Origin of the sequence: Streptomyces panacea, from assembly GCF_040560175.1 — a bacterium.
GTDB lineage: Bacteria > Actinomycetota > Actinomycetes > Streptomycetales > Streptomycetaceae > Streptomyces > Streptomyces panacea.
On record NZ_JARJHW010000107.1, the window covers coordinates 1 to 25,121 of the forward strand.

The following is a 25,121-nucleotide window of genomic DNA, read 5'->3' on the forward strand; positions in this document are numbered from 1 at the left end:
CACCGCGCGGACCATCGGGCAGCATGTCCCCATGTCCGTACTGACGCGCGACGAAGCGCAGACCCGTGCCCAGCTCATCGACGTCCACCGGTACACGGTCGCCCTCGACCTGACCACCGGCGACGAGACCTTCGAATCCCGCGCCGCCATCCACTTCACCGCCCTCGCGGCCGGAGACACCTTCGTCGAGCTGAAGCCCGCGCTGCTGCGCTCCGTCACCCTCGACGGGCAGCCCCTGGACCCCACCACGCTCACCGGCAACCGGCTCGCCCTCACCGGACTTGCCGCGGGCGAGCACGAACTGCGCGTCGACGCCACCATGCGCTACTCCCGCACCGGCGAAGGCATGCACCGCTTCACCGACCCCACCGACGGCGAGACCTACGTCTACTCCCAGATGTTCCTCGAAGACGCCCAGCGGGTCTTCGCCGTCTTCGACCAGCCCGACCTCAAGGCCGTCTTCGAACTCAGCCTCACCGCGCCCGAAGGCTGGACCGTCCTCGGCAACGGCATCGCCACCGACGAGGGCCACGGCCGCTGGAGCCTCGCGGCGACCCCGCCCATCTCCACCTACCTCGTGGCCGTCGCCGCCGGCCCCTGGCACTCCGTCCGCACCGAACACGCGGGCCTGCCCTTCGGCATCCACTGCCGCCGCTCCCTGGCACCCCATCTCGACGCCGACGCCGACGAGATCTTCGCCATCACCCGCGCCTGCTACGACCGCTACCACGAGAAGTTCGAGGAGCCGTACCCCTTCGACTCCTACGACCAGGCGTTCGTCCCCGAGTTCAACGCGGGCGCCATGGAGAACCCCGGCCTCGTCACCTTCCGCGACGAATTCGTCTACCGCTCCGCCGTCACCGAGACCGAGCGGCAGACCCGGGCCATGGTCATCGCCCACGAGATGGCCCACATGTGGTTCGGCGACCTCGTCACCCTCACCTGGTGGGACGACGTCTGGCTGAACGAGTCCTTCGCCGAGTACATGGGCTACCAGACCCTCACCGAGGCCACGAGCTACACCGACACCTGGGTCGCCTTCGGCATCGACCGCAAGTCCTGGGGCTACGACGCCGACCAGCGGCCCTCCACCCACCCCGTCGCGCCCGACCCCGCAGCCGTGCCCGACACCGCCTCCGCGATGCTCAACTTCGACGGCATCTCCTACGCCAAGGGCGCCTCCGCCCTGCGCCAACTCGTCGCCTGGCTCGGCGAGAAGGACTTCCTCGCCGGCATCAACACCCACTTCGCCCGGCACAAGTTCTCCAACGCCACCCTCGCCGACTTCATCGACTCCCTCGCCGCCTCCACCGACCGCGACGTGCACCGGTGGGCCGAACAGTGGCTCCGCACGACCGGCGTCGACACCCTCACCCCCACCGTCGACGGCAACGGCTCCGAGGCCGGCTGGACACTCGACGTCGCCCAGCAGGGCACCCGCCCGCACCGCATCGCCGTCGGCGCCTACGACCGCGACCTCGTCGACCCCGGCCGCCTCACCCCGCGCGACCGCTTCGAGATCGACATCCCGCAGCAGGACGGCCCCACCGTCCGCCCGGGCCGCCGCCCCGACCTGGTCGTCCTCAACGACGGCGACCTCGCCTACGCCAAGGTCCGCCTCGACGACCGCTCCTGGGCCACCGCCCTCGACTCCCTCTCCGCCGTCCCCGACCCGCTGACCCGCGCCGTCGTCTGGAACGCGGCCCGCGACATGGTCCGCGACGGCGAACTGACCCCCACCGCCTACCTGGACGCCGCCCGCACCCACCTCCCGCACGAGTCCGACCTGGCCGTCGTCCAAGGCGTACTCGGCTTCGCCGCCACCCAGATCACCGACCGCTACCTCGGCCCCGACGACCGGCCCGCCGCCCTCGCCACCCTCACCGCCATCTGCCGCGCCCTCATCCGCCGCACCGAGGACGGCAACGCGCCCGGCCTGCGCCTCACCGCCGTACGCCACTTCATCTCCGCCGCCACCCAGCCCGACGGCATCCAGGACTGGCTGAACTCCGACAGCGTCCCCGGCGGCCCCGAACTCGACCCCGAACTGCGCTGGCGCATCCTCTACCGCCTCGCCGTCCTCGGCGCCGTCGACGACGCCGCCATCGACGGCGAACTCGCCAGGGACCCCAGCGCCACCGGCCGGCAAGGCGCCGCCCGCTGCCGCGCGGCCCTCCCCGACGGCGACGCCAAAGCCGCCGCCTGGGAACGGCTGTTCCGCACCGACGACCTGTCCAACTACCTCTTCACCGCCACCGCCCAAGGCTTCTGGCAGCCCGAACAGACCGACCTCGTAGGCGAGTACGTCCCGCGCTTCTACACCGACGTCGTCGCCCTCGCCACCCGCCGCGGCCCCGCCATCGCCGACTGCGCCGGGCGCTACGCCTTCCCGCTCCACGCCGTGGACGCGCGGTCGCTGAGCCTGGGCGAAGAGAGCCTGACCGGCCCCGACCTCCTGCCCGCCCTGCGCCGCAAGCTCGTCGACCAACTGGACGACCTGCGCCGCGCGCTGCGGGTACGGGAAGGCTGAGCCCCCTCACGGACGAGCCGGCCTCCTTGACAGACGACGGGCCGGGCACCGCGCGCACGGTGCCCGGCCCGTCCTCCGTACGAAAGCCCTCACACGCACTCTCCTTCGGCACACACCGCTACCCCTCCCGGGTCCGGATCGTTGTGCACCGTGGGCACCACCCGACCGACCCCGGACCCCTGGTGTATCTGGCCCACGCGCCCTGAAGGATCCTCCATGACCGACCTGTCAGCAGACGATCACGACCGGCCGCACGATCTGGTCGGCATCGGCATCGGACCGTTCAACCTCTCCCTCGCCGCGCTCGCCGACGGCGTCCACGGAGGCATCGCCGCCACCTTCTTCGAACAACGCCCCGCCTTCCACTGGCACCCCGGCCTGCTCCTCGACGGCGCCACCCTCCAAGTGCCCTTCCTGGCCGACCTGGTGACCCTCGTCGACCCGGCGAGCCCCTGGTCCTTCCTCAGCTACCTCAGGGCCCGCGAGCGGCTGTACCCGTTCTACTTCGCCGAGCGCTTCCACATCCAGCGCGCCGAGTACGACGCCTACTGCCGCTGGGTCAGCGAACAACTCCCCGGACTGCACTTCGGCCACCAGGTCGACGCCGTCCGCTGGAACGCCGAACGCGCCCTCTTCGAGGTCGACTTCACCCAGCTCGACCACGACGGCGAGGTCGAGGCCCTCGGCCGCGCCTACACCCGCAACGTCGCGCTCGGCATCGGCACCGAGCCCTACGTCCCCGAACCGCTCACCCTCCTCGCCGACACCCCCGCCGTCCCCGTCATCCACTCCGCCGACTACCTCGCCCACCGCGAACGGATCCTCGACGCCGAGCACATCACCGTCGTCGGCTCCGGACAGTCCGGCGCCGAGGTCTTCCTCGACCTGCTGCGCGCCCGCCCCGTCGGCGCCGAGAAACTCCACTGGCTGGCCCGCACCGAGGCCTTCGCGCCCATGGAGTACTCCAAGCTCGGCCTGGAGCAGTTCACCCCCGACTACACCAGCTACTTCCACGCACTTCCCGAACGGGTACGCGACGAACTCGTCCCACGCCAGTGGCAGCTCCACAAAGGCATCGACGCCGGCACCATCGCCGCCATCCACGACGAGCTCTACCGCCGTACGCTGCATGGCGGCTGGCCCGACGCCGTCCTCACGCCCGGCGTCCTCGTCCGCACGGCGGGCCGGGTCGGCGCCACCAGGATCGAACTGCACCTGGAACACGGCCGGCAGGCCGGCCGCTCCCGGCTCACCACCGACGCCGTCGTCCTCGCCACCGGCTACCGCGAGCGCCCGCTCGGCCGGCTCCTGGCCGGCCTCGACCCGTTCATGCGGCTCGACAAGTCCGAGCGCCCACGCATCGACGCCCGGTACCGGCTGGCCCTCGACCCCTCCGTGACCGGCTCGGTATACGTACAGAACGCCGAACGGCACACGCACGGCGTCGGCGCCCCCGACCTCGGCCTCGCCGCCTGGCGCAGCGCGACGATCCTCAACTCACTGACCGGCACCGAGCCCTACCCGCTGCCGCGCCGGACCGCGTTCACCAGCTTCGGCCTCGACGGACAGGAAAGGCACCGGCAGGTGCCGGTGCCCAGGGGTCTCGTACCGCTCTCCGAAGTGCGCTGACCGCATCCCCCGTGGGGGTTTGCGCCGGCGTGGTGCCGAGGGGACGGCACCACGCCGGCGCGTCATCGCGCGACGAGTCAGAAGACCGGGGTGCCGTCGCGCGTGAGCTTCCAGTCCACCGAGGCGAACCGCGTCGGGTCGACGGTCTTCTCCGTCTGCACCCACGTGATGATCGTGTTCCGGATCTCGTCCGGGTCGGTCCACAACTGCTGGGCACCCGCGACATGCGGGAAGTTCCCGCCGCCGCTCGCCCGGTAGTTGTTCACCGCCAGCACGAACTTCGCCGCCGGGTCCAGCGCCTTGCCCTCGAAGGACAGATTCACGATCCGCGAACCGGCCGGCGCGGCGATGTCGATGTCGTACGTCAGCCCCGACACCACGTCGTAGTTGTAGTCCGGGATGTTGTCCGCGTTCGTCAGCTTCGACGTCTCCACCGGCGCACCGGCGGCCGTCCGCACGTAGTACCTGGCCGAGAACTCCAGATAGTCCTTGAGCTGAGCACCCGTCAGCAGCCGCGCCTCCAGGGTGTTCTCGAACGGATACAGCCCCGCCGCGTCCTTGATCGTCACCTCGCCCGCCGGGATCCCCGCCGTACGCGAGAAGCACGACGCCTGCGACAGCAGCGGCAGCGCCGCCCACTCACCGCCCGCGAGACCGGCCCGCACCGTCTCCGTCTGCACATGGTTGATCAGGTCGATCAGCGGCTCGTCCCGCCACGGCGCGTCGACCGTCGTCATCGCCGCGGTCGACGTCCCGATGACCTGGTTGACGTAACTCACGACCTTGCGGTGCTCGTCGACCAGCAGCCCCGTGATCTTCCGGTCCTCCTCCACCGTGTTCGAGTTGAGGACCTGCGCGCCGACCTTCTCCACCGACCAGCGGCCCCGCTCCCACACCAGGTCGAAGTCGAACAGCGTCAGCCGCTGCCCCCACTTCAGCGGCTCGGACAGCACCACGTCCTTGCCGGTCTCCTTGTTGGTGACCCGGTACTCCGGAATCTCGCTGTGCGCGTGACCGACCAGGATCGCGTCGATGCCCGGCACCTGCTCGGCCACCAGACCCGCCGCGTTCTCGATGTGCGGAAGCTGATCTCCGTAGGAGGACGTACCGCTCGACCCCGAATGCGCGGACACGATCACCACGTCGGCGCCCATCGACCGGAGCTTCGGCACCCACTTCGCCGCCTGCTCCTCCAGACCCGGGAACGTCATCTTGCCCTGGACGTTCGCCTTGTCCCAGATCGCGATGCCCGGATTCGTCAGCCCCAGCACCGCCACCCGCACATCACGCCCGTGCGGCGTCCGCAGCCGCTTGATCACATACGGCGGGAACGCGGGCCGCAGCGTCTTCGCGTCCAGCGCGTTGGCACCGAGCAGCGGGAAACGGCACTGCTCCTCGAACTTCCGCAGCACCGGGATGCCGTAGTTGAACTCGTGGTTGCCCAGCGCCGCCGCGTCGTAGCCGATCGCGTTCATCGCCTGCGCCATGGGGTGCACCGGGCCGCGCTTCGCCGTGATCGGGTCGATCTTGGCGTAGTAGTACGAGAGCTGGGTGCCCTGGATGGTGTCGCCCGCGTCGATGAGCAGGGTGTTGCCCCGGCCCTTCTCCTTACGGATGCGGTTCACCAGGGTCGAGATCTTGGCCAGTCCGACGTCGTTGCGGTCCTTGTCGTCGAACTCCTTGTCCGTGAAGTAGTCCCAGTTGAAGACATTGCCGTGCAGGTCGGTGGTGCCCATCACGGTGAACGAGTACCGCTTCGGCGGATGTCCCTGGCCATGCCCGAGGCCGGCGCCGTGCTCCCCCGCCGCCGCGGGCACGGCGGCGCCCCCGGCGATCGCCACACCGGCTCCGGCGGCGGCGGACCGCTCCAGGAACGTCCTTCGGTTCAGCGGCATCGCTACTCCCTCGATCTCGTGCATCCACCCGCACAACGCGCGTAGATAAGGCGGCTAGATTCTGACTCAGGAACGAAGAATCGAACACCCCCAGCGGGTTTCGATCCGGTGACTGCCGAATGTCGTGCCCGAACGGGAGACCGGACGGAAGGCCGGGTGGCAGAGTGCTCCGACAGGTGGGCCAGGTGCACACCGCGCCCCCAACTCGCCGCCGCACGAGGGAGAAACCACCCAGTGACCACCGACGCCACCGCCCCTGCCGCCGCGCCCTACGGCACCCCCGAGACCCCGAGGGTCGCCGTCCGGGGCGAGGCCCGCCTGGAGTTCGACCCCGAGATCGCGACCATCGACATCTCGGTCGGCGCGCGCGGCACCGACCGGCGCACCGCCCTCGAAGACCTCACCCGCCGCAACAACGAGGCCCTGACCCTGATCAAGTCCTACGGAGACGCCGTGGAGAAGCTGGTGACCGGCTCCTTCTCCATCAACCCGGAACTCGCCCGGCACGGCCGCGGCGAACGGATCCGCGCCTACCACGGCCGCGTGAACATCAGCGCCCAGCTCACCGACTTCACCGCACTCGGCGAACTCACCACCCGCCTCGCCGACCTCGAACTCACCACCGTCAACGGCCCCTGGTGGGCCCTGCGCCCCGACTCGCCCGCCCACGGCGAGGCGCGCAGGCAGGCGGTCCGCGAGGCCGTCCAGCGGGCCCGTGAGTACGCCGGGGCGCTCGGCGCGAACCTCGCCGCCCTCGTCGAACTCGCCGACATCGGAGCGGAGAACGCCGCGCCGTACGCGACACGTGCCCCCGCGTACGCGATGGGTTACGGCGGAGCCCCCGAGGCCGCCGGCGCGGCGCCCGCGCTCGACCTCGAACCGCAGCGCCAGACCGTCCACGCGCAGGTCAACGCGCGCTTCACGATGACTCCCCCCGTCCTCTGAGCCCTTCTCCGATCCCGCCGCCGATCCCCTCTCCGAGCCGCCGCCGTCAACTCCCGAATAATGCTCATCAGAGCACCCGCGCGCCCACTTCAACAGTTGTCAACAACCCTTCATGCAAAGGTTGTTGAGTAGTCATGTGAGACCAATTACCTACCCGGCGGTAAGGTTTAGTCTCGAATCATGCGCCGAGCAAAAATCGTCTGTACCCTCGGGCCCGCCACCGACTCGTACGACCAGATCAAAGCACTGGTCGAGGCCGGAATGGACGTCGCCCGCTTCAACCTCAGCCACGGCAGCTACGCCGACCACGAGGAGCGCTACCAGCGCGTACGCAAAGCCGCCGAGGAAACCGGCCGCAGCGTGGGGATCCTCGCCGACCTTCAAGGCCCGAAGATCCGCCTCGGGCGCTTTCGCGAAGGCCCCGTACTCCTTGAACGCGGCGACGAATTCACCATCACCGTCGAGCCCGTCGAAGGCGACCGCCACACGTGCGGCACCACCTACGACGGACTCGCCGACGACGTGACCGCCGGCGAACTCATCCTTGTCGACGACGGCAAGGTGACCCTGGAGGTCACCGGGGTCGACGGCCCCCGCGTCCGCACCACCGTCGTCGAAGGCGGCATGGTCTCCGACAACAAGGGCCTCAACCTCCCCGGCGTCGCGGTGTCCGTCCCCGCGCTCTCGGAGAAGGACATCGACGACCTCCGCTGGGCGCTGCGCATCGGCGCCGACGTCATCGCGCTCTCCTTCGTGCGCAGCGGACGCGACATCGAGGACGTCCACCGCGTCATGGACGAGGAGGGCCGGCGCGTCCCCGTCATCGCCAAGGTCGAGAAGCCGCAGGCCGTGGAGAACATAGACGACATCGTCGCCGCGTTCGACGGCATCATGGTCGCCCGCGGTGACCTCGGCGTCGAGATGCCGCTGGAGCAGGTGCCGATCGTGCAGAAGCGCGCGATCAAGCTCGCGAAGCGCAACGCGAAGCCGGTCATCGTCGCCACCCAGATGCTCGACTCGATGATCGACAACTCCCGCCCGACCCGCGCGGAGGCGTCCGACGTCGCCAACGCCGTCATCGACGGCACCGACGCGGTGATGCTGTCCGGCGAGACGAGCGTCGGCAAGTACCCGGTCGAGACCGTCCGCACGATGAGCCGCATCGTCGAGGCGGCGGAGGAGGACGTCCTGGCCAAGGGCCTCCCGCCGCTGACCGAGCGCAACAAGCCCCGCACCCAGGGCGGCGCGGTCGCCCGCGCGGCCGCCGAGATGGGCGATTTCCTGGGCGCGAAGTTCCTGGTCGCGTTCACGCAGTCGGGCGACACGGTCAAGCGCCTCTCCCGCTACCGCTCGCCGATCCCGCTGCTGGCCTTCACACCGGACCCGGCGACGCGGGCGCAGCTGAACCTCACATGGGGTGTGGAGGCGTTCCTCGGTCCGCACGTGGAATCGACGGACGCGATGGTGGAGCAGGTCGACGAGCAGCTGCTGCGGATCGGCCGCTGCGACAAGGGCGACGTCGTGGTGATCACGGCGGGTTCCCCGCCGGGGGTCGCGGGCTCGACGAACCTGGTCCGCGTCCACCACATCGGCGAGGACGACAGCCCGAAGTGACGTGCCTCGGGCCGGAGTTCAGTACTTCGGCCCGACGTGGGCGTCCATGAGGGCGACGGATGCCTTCTTGGCGACGGAGATGTTCCGCGCGTTCGCCCGCTTCCAGGCGACACCGAGGCGGTCGAGAGTGCCGGTGAACAGGCGCAGGATGTCGGCGGAGTTGTTCGTGAAGAAGTACCGGGGGTACTCGTAGCGCTTCGTCTCGCCGCCCACGGTACGGGTGGTCCGGTTCGTGGTCCGGCATCCGTCGGAGTGGATGAGCCCGCGGACGAGTTCCCAGGGATGATCGGCGACGACGTCGCGCTGCCAGGTGTCCAGTGTGATGGTGCGATGGTGTTTCCTGCCCGCTCCGTGCTGCGGGAACAGACATGGCCAGTGCCGGTGGTAACTCGTCACCATCACGCACCCCCGCTTGCGAATGACGCAGACGCGGGCACCCGGCCGTACGGCGACAACCGCCGCGCGGCACAGTTCGATCAGTCCGGGCCAGGCGTCCGCGCAGGCGATACGCAGATAGTGGCCGCCGTGCGGATGCGCGCTGATGCAGCCGTCGCCGAGATAGAGGCCGAGCAGGTACGCGTAGGACGCCCGGTCGGCCGGTTTCGGCGGGCAGTCGCGCGCCATGCGGGGCAGGGGTTCGGGGCGGGCCCGCCAGGCGCGGAGCGCGGAGCGCGATACACCGGTCTGCTCGCTGACGGAACGGAGGCTGCGGCCCTGGGCGACAAGTTCCAGGGCTTGGTGGCGTGTTCGCGCGTCGTACATGCGACCGACCCTGGCTCAATGTGCGGTCGGGCCTGCGAAGAAGGGTGTGTGTTCACCCCTTCACGTGAAGATCAGCGAATTCCGCGTGACCTTGGAAATGAAGGAAAGGTGCCCCGAGTCGGACTCGAACCGACACTGGATGGGTTTTGAATCCATTGTCTCTAACCAATTGGACTACCGGGGCTCGCAGAATCAAAGGTTTTCTCTGACCCGCTGCGCCCCCACCATACCGTAGCTGGGTAGGCTCTTGCTGAGCAGTATCTGCCAGTTACGAGGAGCCTCAGTGACCGCCCCCGAGTCGCCCCAGCCCGTCGCCGACGACGACAAGTCGCATGTCCCGCCCCTGACGACCCGAGTAGTCATCGCCGAGGACGAGGCGCTCATCCGTCTTGATCTCAAGGAGATGCTCGAAGAAGAGGGCTACTCCGTCGTGGGCGAGGCCGGTGACGGTGAGCGTGCCGTCGAGCTGGCCCGCGAGCACCGGCCCGATCTCGTCATCCTCGATGTGAAGATGCCCGTCCTCGACGGCATCTCCGCGGCCGAGAAGATCGCGAAAGAGTCCATCGCCCCCGTCCTCATGCTCACCGCCTTCTCGCAGCGCGATCTCGTGGAGCGCGCCCGGGACGCCGGTGCCATGGCGTATCTCGTGAAGCCGTTCAGCAAGAGCGACGTCGTCCCGGCCATCGAGATGGCCGTCTCGCGCTTCACCGAGCTCAAGGCGCTCGAACAGGAGGTCGCCGATCTGACGACCCGCCTGGAGACGCGCAAGCTCGTGGACCGCGCCAAGTCGATCCTCCAGACCCAGTACGGCCTCACGGAGCCCGCCGCGTTCCGGTGGATCCAGAAGACGTCGATGGACCGGCGGCTGTCGATGCAGCAGGTCGCCGAGGCCGTCATCGAGGACGACGAGGAGAAGAAGGCCGCGAAGGGGCAGTAGGAGCGGCGGCACAGCGCGAGAAGGCCCGCACCCCTTCGGGGACGCGGGCCTTCTCGCGTACATGGGCGAGGACGCGGTGCTCAGTCCTCGCCGAGGTACGCCTTCCGTACGGACTCGTCGACCAGCAGGTCCTGCCCGGTGCCCGAGAGTACGACCTTGCCGACCTCCATCACATGGCCCTGGTCCGCCAGTGACAGCGCCGCCTGGGCGTTCTGCTCGACGAGGAGGATCGTCGTGCCCTGCGACTTGAGTTCGGCGATCGTCGCCATGATCTTCTGCATCATGATGGGCGAGAGTCCCATGGAGGGCTCGTCCAGCATGAGCAGCTTGGGCTGCGACATCAGCGCCCGTCCCATGGCGAGCATCTGCTGCTCGCCGCCGGAGAGGGTGCCCGCCGCCTGCTTGCTGCGTTCGCCGAGGATCGGGAACAGCTCGTAGGCGCGCTTGATGTCCCTGTCGATGCCCGCGGTGTCCTTCCGGAGGAAGGCGCCGAGCTTGAGGTTCTCCGCGATCGTGAGCCGCGGGAAGATCCGGCGGCCCTCGGGGGAGTGCGCCAGGCCCATCGCGACGATCTTGTGCGCGCCGACGCCGTTCAGCGGCTTGCCGTCGAAGACGATCCGGCCCCCGGAGGGCTTGAGCAGCCCGGACAGGGTGCGCAGGGTGGTCGTCTTGCCGGCGCCGTTGGTGCCGATGAGCGTGACGATCTGACCGGCTTCGACGCTGAAGGAGATGCCCTTGACGGCTTCGATCTTGCCGTAGGCGACCTTGAGGTCCTCCACCTCCAGTAGTGCGGTCACTTGGTGTCTCCTTCTGTGCCTGCCGTGCTGTGTGCCTCCGCGGCCTCCACCTCGGAGACTTCCTCGGCGCCGGGGGCGCCCTCGTAGGGGGTGCCGAGATAGGCGGCGACGACCCGCTCGTCGGCCTGGACGACCTCGGCGGTGCCTTCGACGAGCTTCTCGCCCTGGACGAGGACGGCGACGCGGTCGCACAGGTTGAAGATGAAGCGCATGTCGTGCTCGATGACAAGCACGGCGATGCCCTGGTCGCGGATGGCGAAGACCAGGTCCTGGGTGGTGCGGGTCTCCTGCGGGTTCATGCCGGCCGTGGGCTCGTCCAGCAGGAGCAGGCCCGGGTCGCTGGCGAGTGCGCGCGCGATCTCCAGCTTCCGCTGCTCCCCGTAGGGGAGGTTGCGGGCGAGGTGGTCGCGCTTCGAGGCGAGGCCGGTGAACTCCAGGAGTTCCATGGCGCGTGCCTCGGACTCCCGCTCCGCCTTCTTGAAGCCGGGTCCGCGCAGGAGCGCGGACCAGAGACCTTCCTTGGTCCTGGTGTGGCGTCCGACGAGGACGTTCTCCAGGACGGTCATGTTGGCGAAGAGGCGGATGTTCTGGAACGTACGGGCGATGCCTGCCTTGGTGACGAGGTGGGACTGGTGCGGCAGGACGGTGCCCTTGTAGCTGACGGTGCCGTCGGTGGGGATGTACAGACCGGTGAGGCAGTTGAAGAAGGTGGTCTTGCCCGCGCCGTTGGGGCCGATGAGGCCGACGATCTCTCCGGTGTTGACCTGGAGGTCGACGTTCTGTACGGCGGTGAGTCCGCCGAACTTCTTGGTGACGCCGGTGGCTTGGAGCACGGGGACGCCGGTCGCGGTGGCGGCCTTGGGGGATCCGGCGTCGGTGGGTTCGATGTCGGTGGTCATTCGGGTCACACCCCCGCTTTACTGAGGCCGATATCGCCCTTGGGGGCGTCCAGTTGCCCGGTCTCGTGGAATTCGAGCTGCTTCCTGCGGTCGGCGATGAGGCCCTCGGGGCGGAATCGCATGAGCAGGATCAGCGCGATGCCGAAGAGCAGCAGCTGGTAGTCGGACATGAACTGGAGCTTCGCCGGGATGAGGTAGAGCAGCGAGGCGCCGATGAGGGGTCCGCTGACCGTGCCCATGCCGCCGAGGATGACGGCGGCGAGCAGGAACGCCGAGTTCGGCGGGACGGCTTCGACGAACTTGTACTGGGCGGGGGTGACGGTGAAGGTCACGTGCGCCTGTACGGTGCCGGCCATGCCGGCGAGGGTGGCGCCGAGCGCGAAGGCGAGCAGCTTGAGCCGGAAGGCGTTGATGCCCATGGCCCTGGCCGCGGTCTCGTCCTCGCGGATGGCGACCCAGGCGCGGCCGATGCGCGACTGGTCGGAGCGGCGGAAGACGGTCACCACGATGATGGTGAACAGCAGCATCAGCAGGTAGTAGTTGGAGAATCTGCCGAGTTCGACGCCCAGGATGGTATGTGGTTCCCCGAGGTTGAACCCGAAGAGGTCCAGGTCGGGGATGTTGGGGATGCCGTTGGAGCCGTTGGTGACGTCCGGGCCCGACGATCCGTCGAGGTTCTGCATGGTGATGCGGAAGATCTCACCGAAGCCGAGGGTCACGATGGCCAGGTAGTCGCCGTGCAGTCGCAGGGTCGGTGCGCCGATGACGACACCGAAGATCAGCGAGGCGCCGGCGCCGCAGAGGACGGCGGCCCAGAACGGGAGCTGGAAGCCGATGGTGGACGACGGCGATCCGGAGACGAGGGCGGCCGTGTAGGCGCCGACGCCGAGGAAGGCGACGTATCCGAGGTCGAGCAGACCGGCGAGGCCGACGACGACGTTGAGTCCGAGCGCGACGGTGGCGAAGATCAGGATGTTCGTCCCGATGGAGGCGTACGCGTCGTTGCTCTGGGTGAAGGGGAACGCGAACGCGGAGACGAACGCCGCGGTCACGGTCACGTTCTTGTGCTTGGACGTGAGGCTCGCGAGGCGGCGGTTGAGGCCGGCGCGCGAGATGGCGGTGGCGCCGAAGGCGACGAGGAGGATGTAGCCGATGAAGAGTTCGGCGGCCTCGGTGTCGATGCCGTAGGTGAAGACGAACAGGCCGAGCCCGAAGGCGGCGGCGATGATGAGGATCTCGGCCCAGCCGGGGAGCGGTGCGGCTTCCTTGGGCGTGGCCGCCTTGAAGGACTGGACGAACCGCTGCCAGATGTTGGGGTCGGCCTGGTCGCCGGGGACGTCGCCGGGGAGCCCGAGGGCCGCGACGAGCGTGATCAGCGAGGCGCCGGCGGCGACGTAGCCGCCCGGTTCGAGGTTGGCGAGTCCGCCGAGCTTCACGGCGATCGCGATGACCGTGTACCAGGTGGTGGCGAAGGTGCCGAGGGCGAGGAGGAGGACGGGGCCGTTCTTGCCGCCGGGGGAGAGCCAGCCGAGGCCGCGTACGCCGTAGCCGGCGGCGACGAAGAGCAGCGTCAGCAGCGCACCGGTGAGGGTGAGCAGCTGGAGGCCGCCGGGGTAGCCGGTGACGGTGAGGTCACCGGGGAATTCGGCGGTCCAGGTCCAGGCGAGGAAGGTGCTCGCGAAGGTCGCGACGGCGCCGATCGCGGCGCCGAGGCTCGCCGCCGCGGGCGGCAGGCCGATGACGGGACGATTCTGCTGGGGGGTGGGGGCCACAGGGGTCTGTTTCGATGTGGTGGTGGTCATCGGTATCACGCCCGATCCGAGACGCGTGCGCCGAGTAGACCTTGAGGCCTCAGCAGCAGTACGAGGATGAGAAGGACGAACGCCCACACGTCCTTCCAGGCGCCGCCGCCGAGCTGCGACATGCCGGGGATGTTCTCGATGTAGGCGGTGGCCATGGATTCGGCGAGGCCGAGGACGAGGCCGCCGATCATGGCGCCGTAGATGTTGCCGATACCGCCGAGGACCGCGGCCGTGAAGGCCTTGAGTCCGGCGATGAAGCCCATCTTGAAGTTGACCTCGCCGTACTTGAGGCCGTGTGCGACGGCCGCGATGGCGGCGAAGGCGGCACCGATGGCGAACGCGGTGACGATGATGCGGTCGGTGTTGATGCCCATCAGCTTGGCCGTGTCCGGGTCCTGCGACGTGGCCTGCATGGCGCGCCCGGTGCGGGTCTTGGAGACGAAGACGCCGAGCGTGATCATGCACAGGGGTGCGGCGATGAGCAGGAACAGGTCGCCGCGGCTGATGGCGAATGCTCCGAAGTCGAGCCTGCCGCCTTCGAATTCGGGGAAGGGGCGGGACTTCGTGGCGTCCGGGTAGAAGGCCCAGATGGCTTGCTGAAGTGCGATGGAGAGGCCGATCGCGGTGATCAGTGGTGCGAGCCTGGGGGCGTCCCGCAGGGGCCGGTAGGCGAAGCGTTCGGCTCCGACGGCGACGAGCACGGAGCAGGCCATCGCCATGAGGATCATGAGGGGCAGTGCGAGGAGCAGGCTGGTACCGCTGGGCAACCAGAGGAATACGGTCAGCGCACCGAAGCCGCCGATCATGAATATCTCGCCATGGGCGAAATTGATGAGCTGGACTATGCCATAGACCATCGTGTAACCGATTGCGATGAGTCCGTACAGCGCGCCGAGTAGCAGGCCGTTGGCAAGTTGCTGCGGCAGATCGTTCACCGCGGGGCCTCCGAATGAGTGGGGTCAGATACGGCCGCGCGGGGGCGCTGTGGCGCCCCCGCGCGGTGGTAGTTCCTACAGGAGGGAGGGCTGGTGAGCCCGATCAGCCCTCGAACACGCCCGTCTGCACGGGGACGTGCTTGCCGCCCTTGACCTCGTAGAGGGAGAGCTGCTTGTTGATGGTGTCGCCGAACTCGTCGAAGCCGACGGTGCCGGTGACTCCGTCGAACTTGACGTCCTGCATGGCCGCGGTGATCTGCTTGCGCGCGTCCTTGACGTCGCCGGGCAGCTTGCCGTCGTTCTTCTCGACGACGGCCTTGACCGCCTGGATGATCGCCCAGGTGGAGTCGTAGGCGTAGCCGCCGTAGGCCTCGAAGGCGCCGTCGTAGCCGCCGGCCTCGTAGTCCGTGATGAACTTCTTGGCGGTGTCCAGGGTCTCCAGGGGCGCGCCCACGGAGCTGGCGAAGTCACCTTCGGAGTTCTTCTTGCCCAGCTTGATGTACTCGGCGCTGAAGAGAGCGTCGCCGCCGACCGTGGGGATCTTGGCGCCGGCGTTCTTGATCTGGCTGGCCAGCGGGGCACCGGCCGGGTACTCGCCGCCGTAGTAGACGAAGTCGGCCTTGGCCCGGGCGACCTTGCTCGCCACGGACGAGAAGTCCTTGTCGTCCGGGTTGATGTGGTCGGTGCCGACGACCTTGCCGCCGAGCTTCTTGAACTCGGTGGAGAAGGTGGCGGCGAGACCGGCTCCGTACGTCTTCTTGTCGTCGATGACGTAGACGTTCTTGAGCTTCTGCTTGTTGAACATGAACTGCGCGGCGTACGGGCCCTGAATGGCGTCCGTGGTGGCCGTACGGAAGTACGTGTCGAAGCCGCGGACCTTCGTGCCGCTCTGCCAGTCCTTGCCCTGAGTCATCTCGGGGTTGGTGTTGGCGGGCGAGACCTGGACCAGGTTGTCGTTGGCGAAGACCTTCTGCATGGCCTGGCCGACGTCGGAGTTCAGCGGGCCGACGACGCCCATGACGTCCTGGTTGCCGACGAGCTTGGTGGCGTTCTGCTGGCCGGTCGCGGCCTGGGCGACGTCGTCCAGGGACTCCAGCTTGAAGGTGACGCCTTCGACTTCGTTGTTCTTGTTGGCCGTCTTGACGGCGAGGTCGGCGGAGTTCTTGATGCCCTGGCCGAGCGCGGAGAGGTCTCCGGTCAGCGGCGCGTCGAGGCCGATGACGACGGTCTTCTTTCCGCCGCCGCCGCCCTCGCTGCTGTCGTCGCGGGAGCCGCAAGCCGAAAGCGTGAGGGCTCCTACAGTGACCGCAGTGGTGACTATGAACAAGGAACGGTGACGCACGATCAGTCCTTTCCCCTGGCACGGCTGTCCCTGATTGGGAAGCCGGGTCGAGCGCTGGAACCGAACTGAAAGTAATCCGGTGGCGCGGTGACTGGCCGTGACTCTAAGCGCGCTGGTGGGGGTGGTGCAGAGGTGCGGCCCATGATGTGACGCTCTTGTTATGACGGGAGCGCGGTGAAGCCCGCTCGGGAGGGGAAGGGCGTGCGATTTGCGACCGTTCGGAAGTCCACATACTGAGAACCAGCAGGACCGTACCGGTAATCGGTCGATTACGGAGCGGGACGGACGCATGCCTTCTGGATGGCCGCGCCGAGGTCTTCCGGGTATCCGCCGCCGAGGATTCGGCTCTGTTTCTGGACGGCCCGTTCATTACGCAGGGTGACATCGAGGAAGGGGAGTCCGGCGTTCCGCGGGACTTCCCCGCAGTCGAGCACGTAGACGGTCACCGCCACTTCGCGGGACTCGCCGGCCGGCACGGTGAACGGGGCGGACGGTTCCGTCGAGATGGCCAGCGCGGCCGACGGCTGGGTGACGGCGTCGACGGTCACCCGCCGGCCGGGCTCGGTCGAGATGCTGACGTCGAAGGTGAACGCGCCGGCCTGCTCGCCCTTCGGTGAGGCGCCGGCGTAGGCGAACCCAACCACCTGCGAGGGCCAGGGTGGTGGCGGTGCGGGGGGCGGCGCCGGGGCGTTGAGGACGTACACGCACACACCGGTGGTGAGGGTCGCGGCGGCGGCCAGGACGGCCTTGCGGCGGTGACGCGCGGGCACGGCGAGACGGACGCGGGCCGGCGCCGCCGCGGCGAGCGCGGGCGACGGGTGGTGGTAGGTGTCCTCGCCCGGTTCGACGGGGCCGATGCCGCTCATGTGCCGAAGCTAATGCGCATCGGGCGACAGGACAATGGATCGTGCCGCACAGCGTCACGCAACGTCACCATCGGGGGTCCCACCTGGCGCTCCACGCGCCGGGGTCCGGCGGCGGTCGGCACGTCGCGGGAGTTCCGGAGGGTCCTGGTTTCCGCCGTGTTTCGGTGGCTCGCGGTGGGGGTCGCGCGTCTCACCTGTTGGTCACCATGGGCCGGGAGAAGCCCGTTCACCGCTTCCCCCGGCCCGCTTGAGGCTCCCTTGAGGTTCGCCCCTCAGGCGTCTTTCCGGGTCATGAACGCGCCACCGTCGCCGTTCTGGAGCAGACAGGTCAGCCGCGCCGTGCACACCCGCTTCTCCCGCTCGTCGGTGATCACGATCTCGTACGTCGCGGTGGACCGGCCGCGGTGGATCGGGGTGGCGACGCCGGTCACCACCCCGCTTCGTACGGCGCGGTGATGGGTGCAGTTGAGGTCCACCCCCACGGCGACCTTGTCGCGGCCGCCGTGCATCATCGCGCCGATGGAGCCGAGGGTCTCGGCGAGCACGGCGGAGGCGCCGCCGTGCAGCAGCCCGTACGGCTGTGTGTTGCCCTCCACGGGCATGGTGGCGACGACGCGGTCGGCGGACGCCTCGGTGACCCGCAGGCCCATGCGGGTGCCGAGGTCCCCGGCGGAGAAGAATGACGCCAGGTCGGCGCCGTTCGCTCCGTACTCGTCGATGATCTCCTGCGGGAACGTCACCGCGGGCTGCTCGTTCGCTGTGTTCTCACCCATGGGGTCAGGCTCCGATCGGCTGGGTGGTGCGGTACGTGTTCGGTGCGTGCTTCCGTGCGCGTCGGTGCGGTGCGGTGCGGTGCGGTGCGGGTCGGTGCGCCTTGCCGCACGTCGGCGCGCGTGCTGTCGCCTGCTGTCATGTGCTGTTCGAACAGGTCGGGTCCGGGGCGCCGCGTCAGCGGTGCTCGAAGCGCACCACGACGGACTTGCTCGCCGGGGTGTTGCTGGTGTCGGCCGTGGAGTCCAGCGGCACGAGCACGTTCGTCTCCGGGTAGTAGGCGGCGGCGCAGCCGCGCGCCGTGGGGTAGTGCACCACCCGGAAGCCGCGGGCGCGCCGCTCGACGCCGTCCCTCCACTCGCCGACCAGATCCGTGTACGAGCCGTCGGCCAGACCCAGTCGGCGTGCGTCGTCCGGGTTCACCAGGACGACGCGGCGGCCGTTCTTGATGCCCCGGTAGCGGTCGTCGAGTCCGTAGATCGTGGTGTTGTACTGGTCGTGCGAGCGCAGCGTCTGGAGCAGCAGCCGGCCCTCCGGCAGCTCCGGGTACTCGACGGGCGCCGCCGTGAAGTTGGCCTTGCCGGTGAGCGTGGGGAAGCGCCGTTCGTCGCGCGGTGCGTGCGGGAGCTGGAAACCGCCGGGCCTGGCGACGCGTTCGTTGAAGTCCTCGAAGCCGGGGACGACGCGCGAGATACGGTCGCGGATCGACGCGTAGTCCTTCTCGAAGTCCTCCCAGGGCGTCAGCGACGCGGGACCGAGGACGGCACGCGCCAGCCGGCCGACGATCGCCGGCTCGGACAGCAGGTGCGGGCTCGCGGGTGGGAGGTTGCCGCGTGAGGCGTGCACCATGCCCATGGAGTCCTCCACGGTCACGATCTGCCTGCCGCCCGCCTGTATGTCCTTGTCGGTGCGGCCGAGGGTCGGCAGGATCAGGGCGCGCGCGCCGGTCACCGCGTGCGAGCGGTTGAGCTTGGTCGACACGTGCACGGTGAGCCGCGCGGTGCGCATCGCCGCCTCGGTCACCTCGGTGTCCGGGGACGCCGAGACGAAGTTGCCGCCCATGGCGAAGAAGACCTTCGCGTCGCCGTCGCGCAGGGCGCGGATGGCCCGTACGACGTCGTAGCCGTGGTGGCGCGGCGAGGTGATCCCGAACTCCCGGTCCAGGGCGTCGAGGAACGCCGGCGCGGGTCGCTCGAAGATGCCCATGGTGCGGTCGCCCTGGACGTTGGAGTGCCCGCGTACGGGGCACACCCCGGCGCCCGGCCGGCCGATGTTGCCGCGCAGCAGAAGGAAGTTGACGACCTCGCGGATGGTCGCGACGGAGTGCTTGTGCTGGGTGAGGCCCATCGCCCAGCAGACGATGGTGCGCTTCGAGGCCAGCACCATGGCCAGCGCGCGCTCGATGTCGGCGCGCTCCAGGCCCGTCGCGGTGAGCGTCTCGTCCCAGTCGGCGGCGCGCGCGGCGGCGGTGAACTCCTCGAAGCCGTGGGTGTGTTCGGCGACGAACGCCTTGTCGACGGCGGCCGGGTCGGTCTCGGCCGCGTCGAGGATCAGCTTGTTCAGCAGCCGGAAGAGGGCCTGGTCGCCGCCGATGCGGATCTGGAGGAAGAGGTCGTTGAGGGCCGCGCCCTTGACCATGCCCTGCGGGGTCTGCGGATTCTTGAACCGCTCCAGGCCGGCCTCGGGCAGCGGATTCACCGAGATGATCCGCGCGCCCGCCGATTTGGCCTTCTCCAGGGCGGAGAGCATCCGGGGGTGGTTGGTCCCCGGGTTCTGCCCGGCCACGATGATCAGATCGGCCTGGTGCATGTCCTCCAGGGACACGCTGCCCTTGCCGACGCCCAGGGTCTCGGCGAGCGCCGAACCGGACGACTCGTGGCACATGTTGGAGCAGTCCGGCAGATTGTTCGTGCCGAACTCGCGGGCGAACAGCTGGAGCAGGAACGCCGCCTCGTTGCTCGTACGGCCGGAGGTGTAGAACAGCGCCTCGTCGGGGGAGTCCAGCGCGTTGAGTTCCTCGGCGATGATCGCGAACGCGCGCTCCCAGCTGACCGGTTCGTACCGGTCGCCGTCGCCGTGGTCGCCGGTTCCGCGTTCCAGGAGCATCGGCTGGGTTATCCGGCCCTGCTGGCCCAGCCAGTAGCCGCTGCGGTTCGCCAGGTCGGCCACCGGGTGCGCGGCGAAGAAGTCGGGCGTCACCCGGCGCAGCGTCGCCTCCTCGGCGACCGCCTTCGCGCCGTTCTCGCAGAATTCCGCCGTGTGCCGGTGATCGCCCTCCGGCCAGGCGCAGCCCGGACAGTCGAAGCCGTCCTTCTGGTTGACCTTGAGCAGCGTTCGCGCCGCGCGGGTGACACCCATCTGCTGCTGGGCGACGCGCAGCGAATGCGCCACGGCCGGCAGCCCGGCGGCACTGCGCCGCGGTGCGGCGACCTGCGGCGCGTCCTGGACCGGGTCACCTGAGGGCGGCTTGCTGGCCATCACGCTCTCCCTAGCTCGTACGACGGGACTGGGCCCGCGATCCTTGTCCCCCGATCCTGTCACGCACCACCGGCGGCCCGTCGGGGCGGAGTGCGCGGGTCAGGATTGTCAGTGGGGCGTGGCAGGATCGGGTACGTGGCTGAGACAGCATCGAAGAAGACCGCAGACAACCGTCCGCGCCTGCTCCTCATGGACGGGCACTCTCTGGCGTACCGGGCGTTCTTCGCGCTGCCCGCGGAGAATTTCACCACCAGCTCCGGCCAGCCGACCAACGCCGTCTACGGCTTCGCGTCGATGCTGGCCAACACCCTGCGTGACGAGGCGCCCACGCACTTCGCGGTGGCCTTCGACGTGTCGCGCAAGACGTGGCGCTCGGAGGAGTTTCCCGAGTACAAGGCGAACCGCTCCAAGACGCCCGACGAGTTCAAGGGCCAGGTCGAGCTGATCGGCGAGCTGCTGGACGCGATGCACGCGCAGCGGTTCGCGATCGACGGCTTCGAGGCGGACGACGTCATCGCCACCCTCGCCACCCAGGCCGAGGAAGCCGGCTTCGAAGTCCTCATCGTCACCGGCGACCGGGACTCCTTCCAGCTCATCACCGAGCACACCACGGTGCTGTATCCCACCAAGGGCGTCTCCGAGCTGACCCGCTTCACCCCGGAGAAGGTCCAGGAGAAGTACGGACTGACCCCCGCGCAGTATCCGGACTTCGCCGCCCTGCGCGGCGACCCGTCGGACAACCTCCCCGGCATCCCCGGCGTCGGCGAGAAGACGGCCGCGAAGTGGATCAATCAGTTCGGCTCGTTCGCCGACCTGATGGAGCGTGCCGGCGAGGTCAAGGGCAAGGTCGGCGAGAATCTGCGCGAGCACCTGCCCTCGGTCAAGCTCAACCGCCATCTCACCGAGCTGGTGCGTGACGTCGAGCTGACGAAGACCCCGCAGGAGCTGGAGCGCGCTCCGTACGACCGGTCGGCCGTCACCGGCGTGCTCGAAGTGCTGGAGATCCGTAATCCGAGCCTGCGCGAGCGACTGCTCGCCGTGGACCCCGGCGCCGTCGAGGACGAGGCCCCGGCCCCCGAGGCGGGCATCGAGCTGGACGGCAAGGTCCTCGCCTCCGGCGAGCTGGCGCCCTGGCTGGCGGAGCACGGCGACGAGCCGCTGGGTGTCGCCCTCGTCGACACCTGGGCGCTCGGCACGGGCAGTATCGGCGAGGTCGCGCTGGCCGCGGCCGACGGCGCCGCCGCCTGGTTCGACACCACCCAGCTCGACGAGGCCGACGAGACGGCCTTCGGCAGCTGGCTCGCGGCGGCGGACCGCCCCAAGGTCCTGCACAACGCGAAGAGCGCCATGCGGGTCGCCCCCGAGCACGGCTGGCGGATCGCCGGGGTGACCATGGACACCGCGCTCGCCGCGTATCTGGTCAAGCCCGGCCGCCGTTCCTTCGCGCTCGACGCCCTCGCCGTCGAATACCTCGGACGTGAACTGGCCCCGGCCGCCGCGGCCGACGGACAGCTCGCCTTCGGCAGCGACGACCAGGCCGAGGCGGACGCGCTGATGACACAGGCGCGCGCGATCCTCGATCTCGGCGACGCGTTCACCGGCCGGCTGGCGGAGGTCGGGGCCACCGAGCTGCTCCAGGACATCGAGCTGCCCACTTCCGCGCTGCTCGCCAAGCTGGAGCGCAACGGCATCTGGGCCGACCAGCCCCATCTCGTCACCCTGGAGGAGCAGTTCGCCGCCGCCGTCCAGCAGGCGGTGAAGGAGGCGCACGCGGCCGTCGGGCACGAGTTCAACCTGGGCTCGCCCAAGCAGCTCCAGGAAGTCCTCTTCGGCGAGCTGGGCCTGCCCAAGACCAAGAAGACCAAGACCGGTTACACGACGGACGCCGACGCGCTGGCCTGGCTCGCCGCGCAGACCGAGCACGAACTGCCCGTCGTCATGCTGCGCCACCGTGAGCAGGCCAGGCTCCGGGTCACCGTCGAGGGCCTGATCAAGATGATTGCGGCCGACGGCCGTATCCACACCACCTTCAGCCAGACGGTGGCGGCCACCGGCCGGCTCTCGTCCACCGACCCCAACCTGCAGAACGTGCCGGTGCGCACCGACGAGGGCCGCGCGATCCGCCGCGGGTTCGTCGTCGGCGAGGGCTACGAGTCGCTGATGACCGCCGACTACAGCCAGATCGAGCTGCGCGTCATGGCGCATCTGTCCGAGGACGCGGGTCTGATCGAGGCGTTCGCCTCCGGTGAGGACCTGCACACCACCGTCGCCTCCCAGGTGTTCGGCGTCGAGCGCGCCGCCGTCACCCCCGACATGCGCCGCAAGATCAAGGCGATGTCGTACGGACTGGCGTACGGTCTCTCGGCGTTCGGCCTCTCCCAGCAGCTGAACATCGAGGCGGCCGAGGCACGCGGTCTGATGGACACGTTCTTCGAGCGCTTCGGCGGCGTACGGGACTATCTCCAGCGAGCGGTCGTGGAGGCCAGGGCCACGGGCTACACGGAGACGATGCTCGGCCGCCGCCGCTACCTCCCGGACCTCAACAGCGACAACCGCCAGCGCCGCGAGATGGCCGAGCGGATGGCGCTCAACGCCCCGATCCAGGGCACGGCCGCCGACATCGTCAAGGTCGCCATGCTCCGCGTCGACACGGCACTGACCGAGGCCGGGCTGACCTCGCGCATGCTCCTCCAGGTCCACGACGAAATCGTGCTGGAGATCGCTCCCGGCGAGCGGGACCGGGTGGAGGAGCTGGTGATCCGCGAGATGGCCGCGGCGACGGAGCTGCGGGCGCCGCTGGACATCTCGGTGGGCGTGGGCCCGGACTGGGACTCGGCCGCCCACTGACGGCGGGGCGGCTCCTCGTCAGCCGTACGTGCCACTCGCTCTCGTACGGGATCAGCGGGATCGGCGCGATCCCGTACGGGAACGGTCCGGGGCGGTCGCGACCGGCTCCGGGCGGGCGGCCACGGCGCGCAGCCGCATCACCGCGCCGTACAGCACCAGCCCGAAGGCCAGCCCCGCCCCGGCGCCGAAGCAGAGCGTCGGGATGACGTCCAGCGGCGTGGACACCTGCCCGTGGTAGGCGTACCAGCGGGCGACCCGGTGCGCCATGCCGAGCGACGCGCACCCCGCCAGCAGGGCGTACGCGAGCACGCGTTCGCGCCGCGGGAGCACGGGCACCGAGGCCGGCGCGGGAGTCCGGGGCAGCCGGCGCACGGCGGTGAGCGTGAACCAGCAGAGCGCCACCAGGGCCAGGGCCGAACTGCCGTACTGCGTGTACGTGTACAGGGGGAAGCCCGCGACGACCTCGCCCAGCGCGGGCACCATCCGGGTGCCCCACCGGTCGACATGGGTGAACGCGTCCCACAGCACATGGGTGGACGCGCCGAGTACCGCCGAGACGTAGAACCGCGCGGCCAGCGACGCCCGCCGTTCGCCGCGCCGGTCGGGTCCTCGTACGAAGGCGTGCGCGCGTCCCTGCCGGGCGGCGGGCAGCAGCGCCAACAGCGGCTCGCGCAGCATCAGCCAGACGCCCACCAGGACCGCGGCGATGACCGCATCGACGGTGAACAGGCCCACGAGGCCGTGCGTCACCGCGCCGAACTCCATGGCGGCGGGAACGGCGGTCGCGGCGAAGTACGTCATGTCGGGTGCCATCGAGCCGGCGACGAGCGCGGAGGCGAGCAGCGGACCGCGTGACGTGCCGTCCCTCCTGATACCGGGCAGCACCGCCGCCGCGTGGCTCAGTGTGAAAGGCATGGCCGTCTCCCTGGGCGTGTTGTCGTCGTTCGATCAGGCAGGGAACACGCCCACCTGGCACGGAGTCAGTCGGATCAGTATGAAGGACGCACGTTCTCGGCCATCGGTTCGACCTACGGGAAGACGGGAGGTGGCGAATCGGTGAAAAGCGGTCACCGACCCGTGTGCGCGCACAGGGTGGTGCCGTAGGGTCGCCTGAGTCCTCGCGCTGGGGAGCGCGAACAGCCGTTCACCGGGAGGGACCAGACGTATGGCAGCGCAATTCGGCCGCCGGCTCCGCAGAGGGGCGACCACCACCGCGGTCGCCGCACTCGCGGTCGCCGCACTTTCCGCCTCGCAGGCCCCCGCCATCGTCCCTGGCGGCGGTGACAGCGGAAAGCAGGCATCCGGATCGAGCGTGCCGGACGAGGACACGGCCTCCGGGGACTCCTCGTACCACACGGACCTCCCGCCGCTGAACACCCCCGACAAGCCCGGCACTTCGATCGACCTGCCGAGCCTGGGCGCGTCGGAGGCCGGGATACCGGCGACGGTACTGGCCGCGTACAAGCAGGCCGAACAGAGCATCGGGGTCACCAACCCCGGCTGCAACCTGCCGTGGCAGCTCCTCGCCGCGATCGGCAAGGTCGAGTCGGGCCAGGCGCGCGGCGGCCGGGTCGACGACAACGGCACGACGTTCTCGCCGATCCTGGGCCCGGTGCTGAACGGTGTCGGCTTCGCCAACATCTCCGACACCGACAACGGCGCGTACGACGGCGACAAGACGCACGACCGTGCCGTGGGCCCGATGCAGTTCATCCCCTCGACCTGGGCGACCTGGGGCCAGGACGCCAACAGCGACGGCCGCAAGGACCCGAACAACATCTTCGACGCGGCGCTGGCCGCCGGTCGTTATCTTTGCGCCAACAATCGCGACCTGTCGGTCAAGGCCAATCTCGACCAGGCGATCCTCAGTTACAACCGCTCGCAGGAGTATCTGGCGACGGTCCTCTCCTGGCTCGAGTACTACAAGCGCGGCAGCCACGAGGTCCCGGACGGCACGGGCGTGCTGCCCTCGGGCCCCGGCCCGCTGAACCCGGGCGGTGGCGGCAACTCGCCGAGCCCCGGCCCGACCCCGACGAATCCCGGTACGCCGCCGAAGCCCCCGAAGCCTCCGA

The 25,121-nt window shown here is 69.4% G+C and carries 18 protein-coding genes and 1 tRNA gene; 7 read left to right on the plus strand and 12 right to left on the minus strand.

The window, feature by feature from the left end; genetic code table 11:
- The first annotated feature begins 31 nt into the window (after positions 1-31).
- Positions 32-2,530, plus strand: a complete 2,499-nt coding sequence (pepN, locus tag P3L51_RS23175; protein ID WP_354607230.1) for an aminopeptidase N — start codon at positions 32-34, stop codon at positions 2,528-2,530.
- A gap of 216 nt (positions 2,531-2,746) precedes the next feature.
- On the plus strand, positions 2,747-4,159 hold the full coding sequence (locus tag P3L51_RS23180) for a lysine N(6)-hydroxylase/L-ornithine N(5)-oxygenase family protein (protein ID WP_354607213.1): 1,413 nt from the start codon (positions 2,747-2,749) through the stop codon (positions 4,157-4,159).
- Between the two features lie 77 nt (positions 4,160-4,236).
- On the opposite strand, the gene P3L51_RS23185 is transcribed toward P3L51_RS23180, so the two are convergent.
- Complete coding sequence (locus tag P3L51_RS23185) at positions 4,237-6,054, minus strand: bifunctional metallophosphatase/5'-nucleotidase (protein WP_354607214.1); 1,818 nt, start codon at positions 6,052-6,054, stop codon at positions 4,237-4,239.
- Positions 6,055-6,288: 234 nt separating this feature from the next.
- On the opposite strand from P3L51_RS23185, the gene P3L51_RS23190 reads away from it, so the two are divergent.
- Positions 6,289-6,999, plus strand: a complete 711-nt coding sequence (locus tag P3L51_RS23190; protein ID WP_354607215.1) for an SIMPL domain-containing protein — start codon at positions 6,289-6,291, stop codon at positions 6,997-6,999.
- A gap of 180 nt (positions 7,000-7,179) precedes the next feature.
- On the plus strand, positions 7,180-8,613 hold the full coding sequence (gene pyk / locus P3L51_RS23195) for a pyruvate kinase (RefSeq protein WP_354607216.1): 1,434 nt from the start codon (positions 7,180-7,182) through the stop codon (positions 8,611-8,613).
- 18 nt (positions 8,614-8,631) lie between these two features.
- On the opposite strand, the gene P3L51_RS23200 is transcribed toward pyk, so the two are convergent.
- Both P3L51_RS23200 and P3L51_RS23205 read right to left on the minus strand, forming a co-directional pair.
- Positions 8,632-9,375, minus strand: a complete 744-nt coding sequence (locus P3L51_RS23200) for a helix-turn-helix domain-containing protein (protein ID WP_354607217.1) — start codon at positions 9,373-9,375, stop codon at positions 8,632-8,634.
- Between the two features lie 109 nt (positions 9,376-9,484).
- A tRNA-Leu gene (locus P3L51_RS23205) sits at positions 9,485-9,559 on the minus strand.
- A gap of 99 nt (positions 9,560-9,658) precedes the next feature.
- Here P3L51_RS23205 and P3L51_RS23210 point away from each other — a divergent pair.
- The gene (locus tag P3L51_RS23210) at positions 9,659-10,312 is read left to right on the plus strand and encodes an ANTAR domain-containing response regulator (protein WP_354607218.1); all 654 of its coding nucleotides are present in this window, start codon (positions 9,659-9,661) and stop codon (positions 10,310-10,312) included.
- Positions 10,313-10,392: 80 nt separating this feature from the next.
- On the opposite strand, the gene P3L51_RS23215 is transcribed toward P3L51_RS23210, so the two are convergent.
- The 8 genes from P3L51_RS23215 to P3L51_RS23250 all read right to left on the minus strand — a co-directional run bounded on the left by P3L51_RS23215 (position 10,393) and on the right by P3L51_RS23250 (position 20,202).
- Positions 10,393-11,109, minus strand: a complete 717-nt coding sequence (locus tag P3L51_RS23215; RefSeq protein WP_354607219.1) for an ABC transporter ATP-binding protein — start codon at positions 11,107-11,109, stop codon at positions 10,393-10,395.
- The gene (locus P3L51_RS23220) at positions 11,106-12,008 is read right to left on the minus strand and encodes an ABC transporter ATP-binding protein (RefSeq protein WP_354607220.1); all 903 of its coding nucleotides are present in this window, start codon (positions 12,006-12,008) and stop codon (positions 11,106-11,108) included. The genes P3L51_RS23215 and P3L51_RS23220 overlap by 4 nt, the downstream gene beginning before the upstream one ends.
- Positions 12,009-12,013: 5 nt before the next feature.
- On the minus strand, positions 12,014-13,810 hold the full coding sequence (locus tag P3L51_RS23225; protein ID WP_354607221.1) for a branched-chain amino acid ABC transporter permease: 1,797 nt from the start codon (positions 13,808-13,810) through the stop codon (positions 12,014-12,016).
- Between the two features lie 5 nt (positions 13,811-13,815).
- Positions 13,816-14,745: a branched-chain amino acid ABC transporter permease gene (locus P3L51_RS23230; RefSeq protein WP_354607222.1), complete on the minus strand. Its 930-nt coding sequence runs from the start codon at positions 14,743-14,745 to the stop codon at positions 13,816-13,818.
- Between the two features lie 103 nt (positions 14,746-14,848).
- Positions 14,849-16,087 (minus strand): branched-chain amino acid ABC transporter substrate-binding protein, encoded by a 1,239-nt coding sequence (locus tag P3L51_RS23235; protein WP_354607223.1) that lies wholly within the window; start codon positions 16,085-16,087, stop codon positions 14,849-14,851.
- Positions 16,088-16,356: 269 nt separating this feature from the next.
- Positions 16,357-16,953, minus strand: a complete 597-nt coding sequence (locus P3L51_RS23240) for a Tat pathway signal sequence domain protein (RefSeq protein WP_354607224.1) — start codon at positions 16,951-16,953, stop codon at positions 16,357-16,359.
- Positions 16,954-17,225: 272 nt separating this feature from the next.
- Positions 17,226-17,726: a PaaI family thioesterase gene (locus tag P3L51_RS23245; protein WP_354607225.1), complete on the minus strand. Its 501-nt coding sequence runs from the start codon at positions 17,724-17,726 to the stop codon at positions 17,226-17,228.
- 175 nt (positions 17,727-17,901) lie between these two features.
- On the minus strand, positions 17,902-20,202 hold the full coding sequence (locus P3L51_RS23250) for an FdhF/YdeP family oxidoreductase (protein WP_354607226.1): 2,301 nt from the start codon (positions 20,200-20,202) through the stop codon (positions 17,902-17,904).
- A gap of 135 nt (positions 20,203-20,337) precedes the next feature.
- Here P3L51_RS23250 and polA point away from each other — a divergent pair, with 135 nt between their 5' ends.
- Complete coding sequence (gene polA, locus P3L51_RS23255) at positions 20,338-23,049, plus strand: DNA polymerase I (RefSeq protein WP_354607227.1); 2,712 nt, start codon at positions 20,338-20,340, stop codon at positions 23,047-23,049.
- Between the two features lie 51 nt (positions 23,050-23,100).
- On the opposite strand, the gene P3L51_RS23260 is transcribed toward polA, so the two are convergent.
- Positions 23,101-23,964 carry a DUF4184 family protein gene (locus P3L51_RS23260; protein WP_354607228.1) on the minus strand — a complete coding sequence of 288 codons (864 nt, stop codon included), beginning with the start codon at positions 23,962-23,964 and terminating at the stop codon, positions 23,101-23,103.
- Between the two features lie 250 nt (positions 23,965-24,214).
- On the opposite strand from P3L51_RS23260, the gene P3L51_RS23265 reads away from it, so the two are divergent.
- Positions 24,215-25,121, plus strand: a 907-nt coding sequence (locus tag P3L51_RS23265) for a lytic transglycosylase domain-containing protein (RefSeq protein ID WP_354607229.1), incomplete at its 3' end; no start/stop codon positions are given.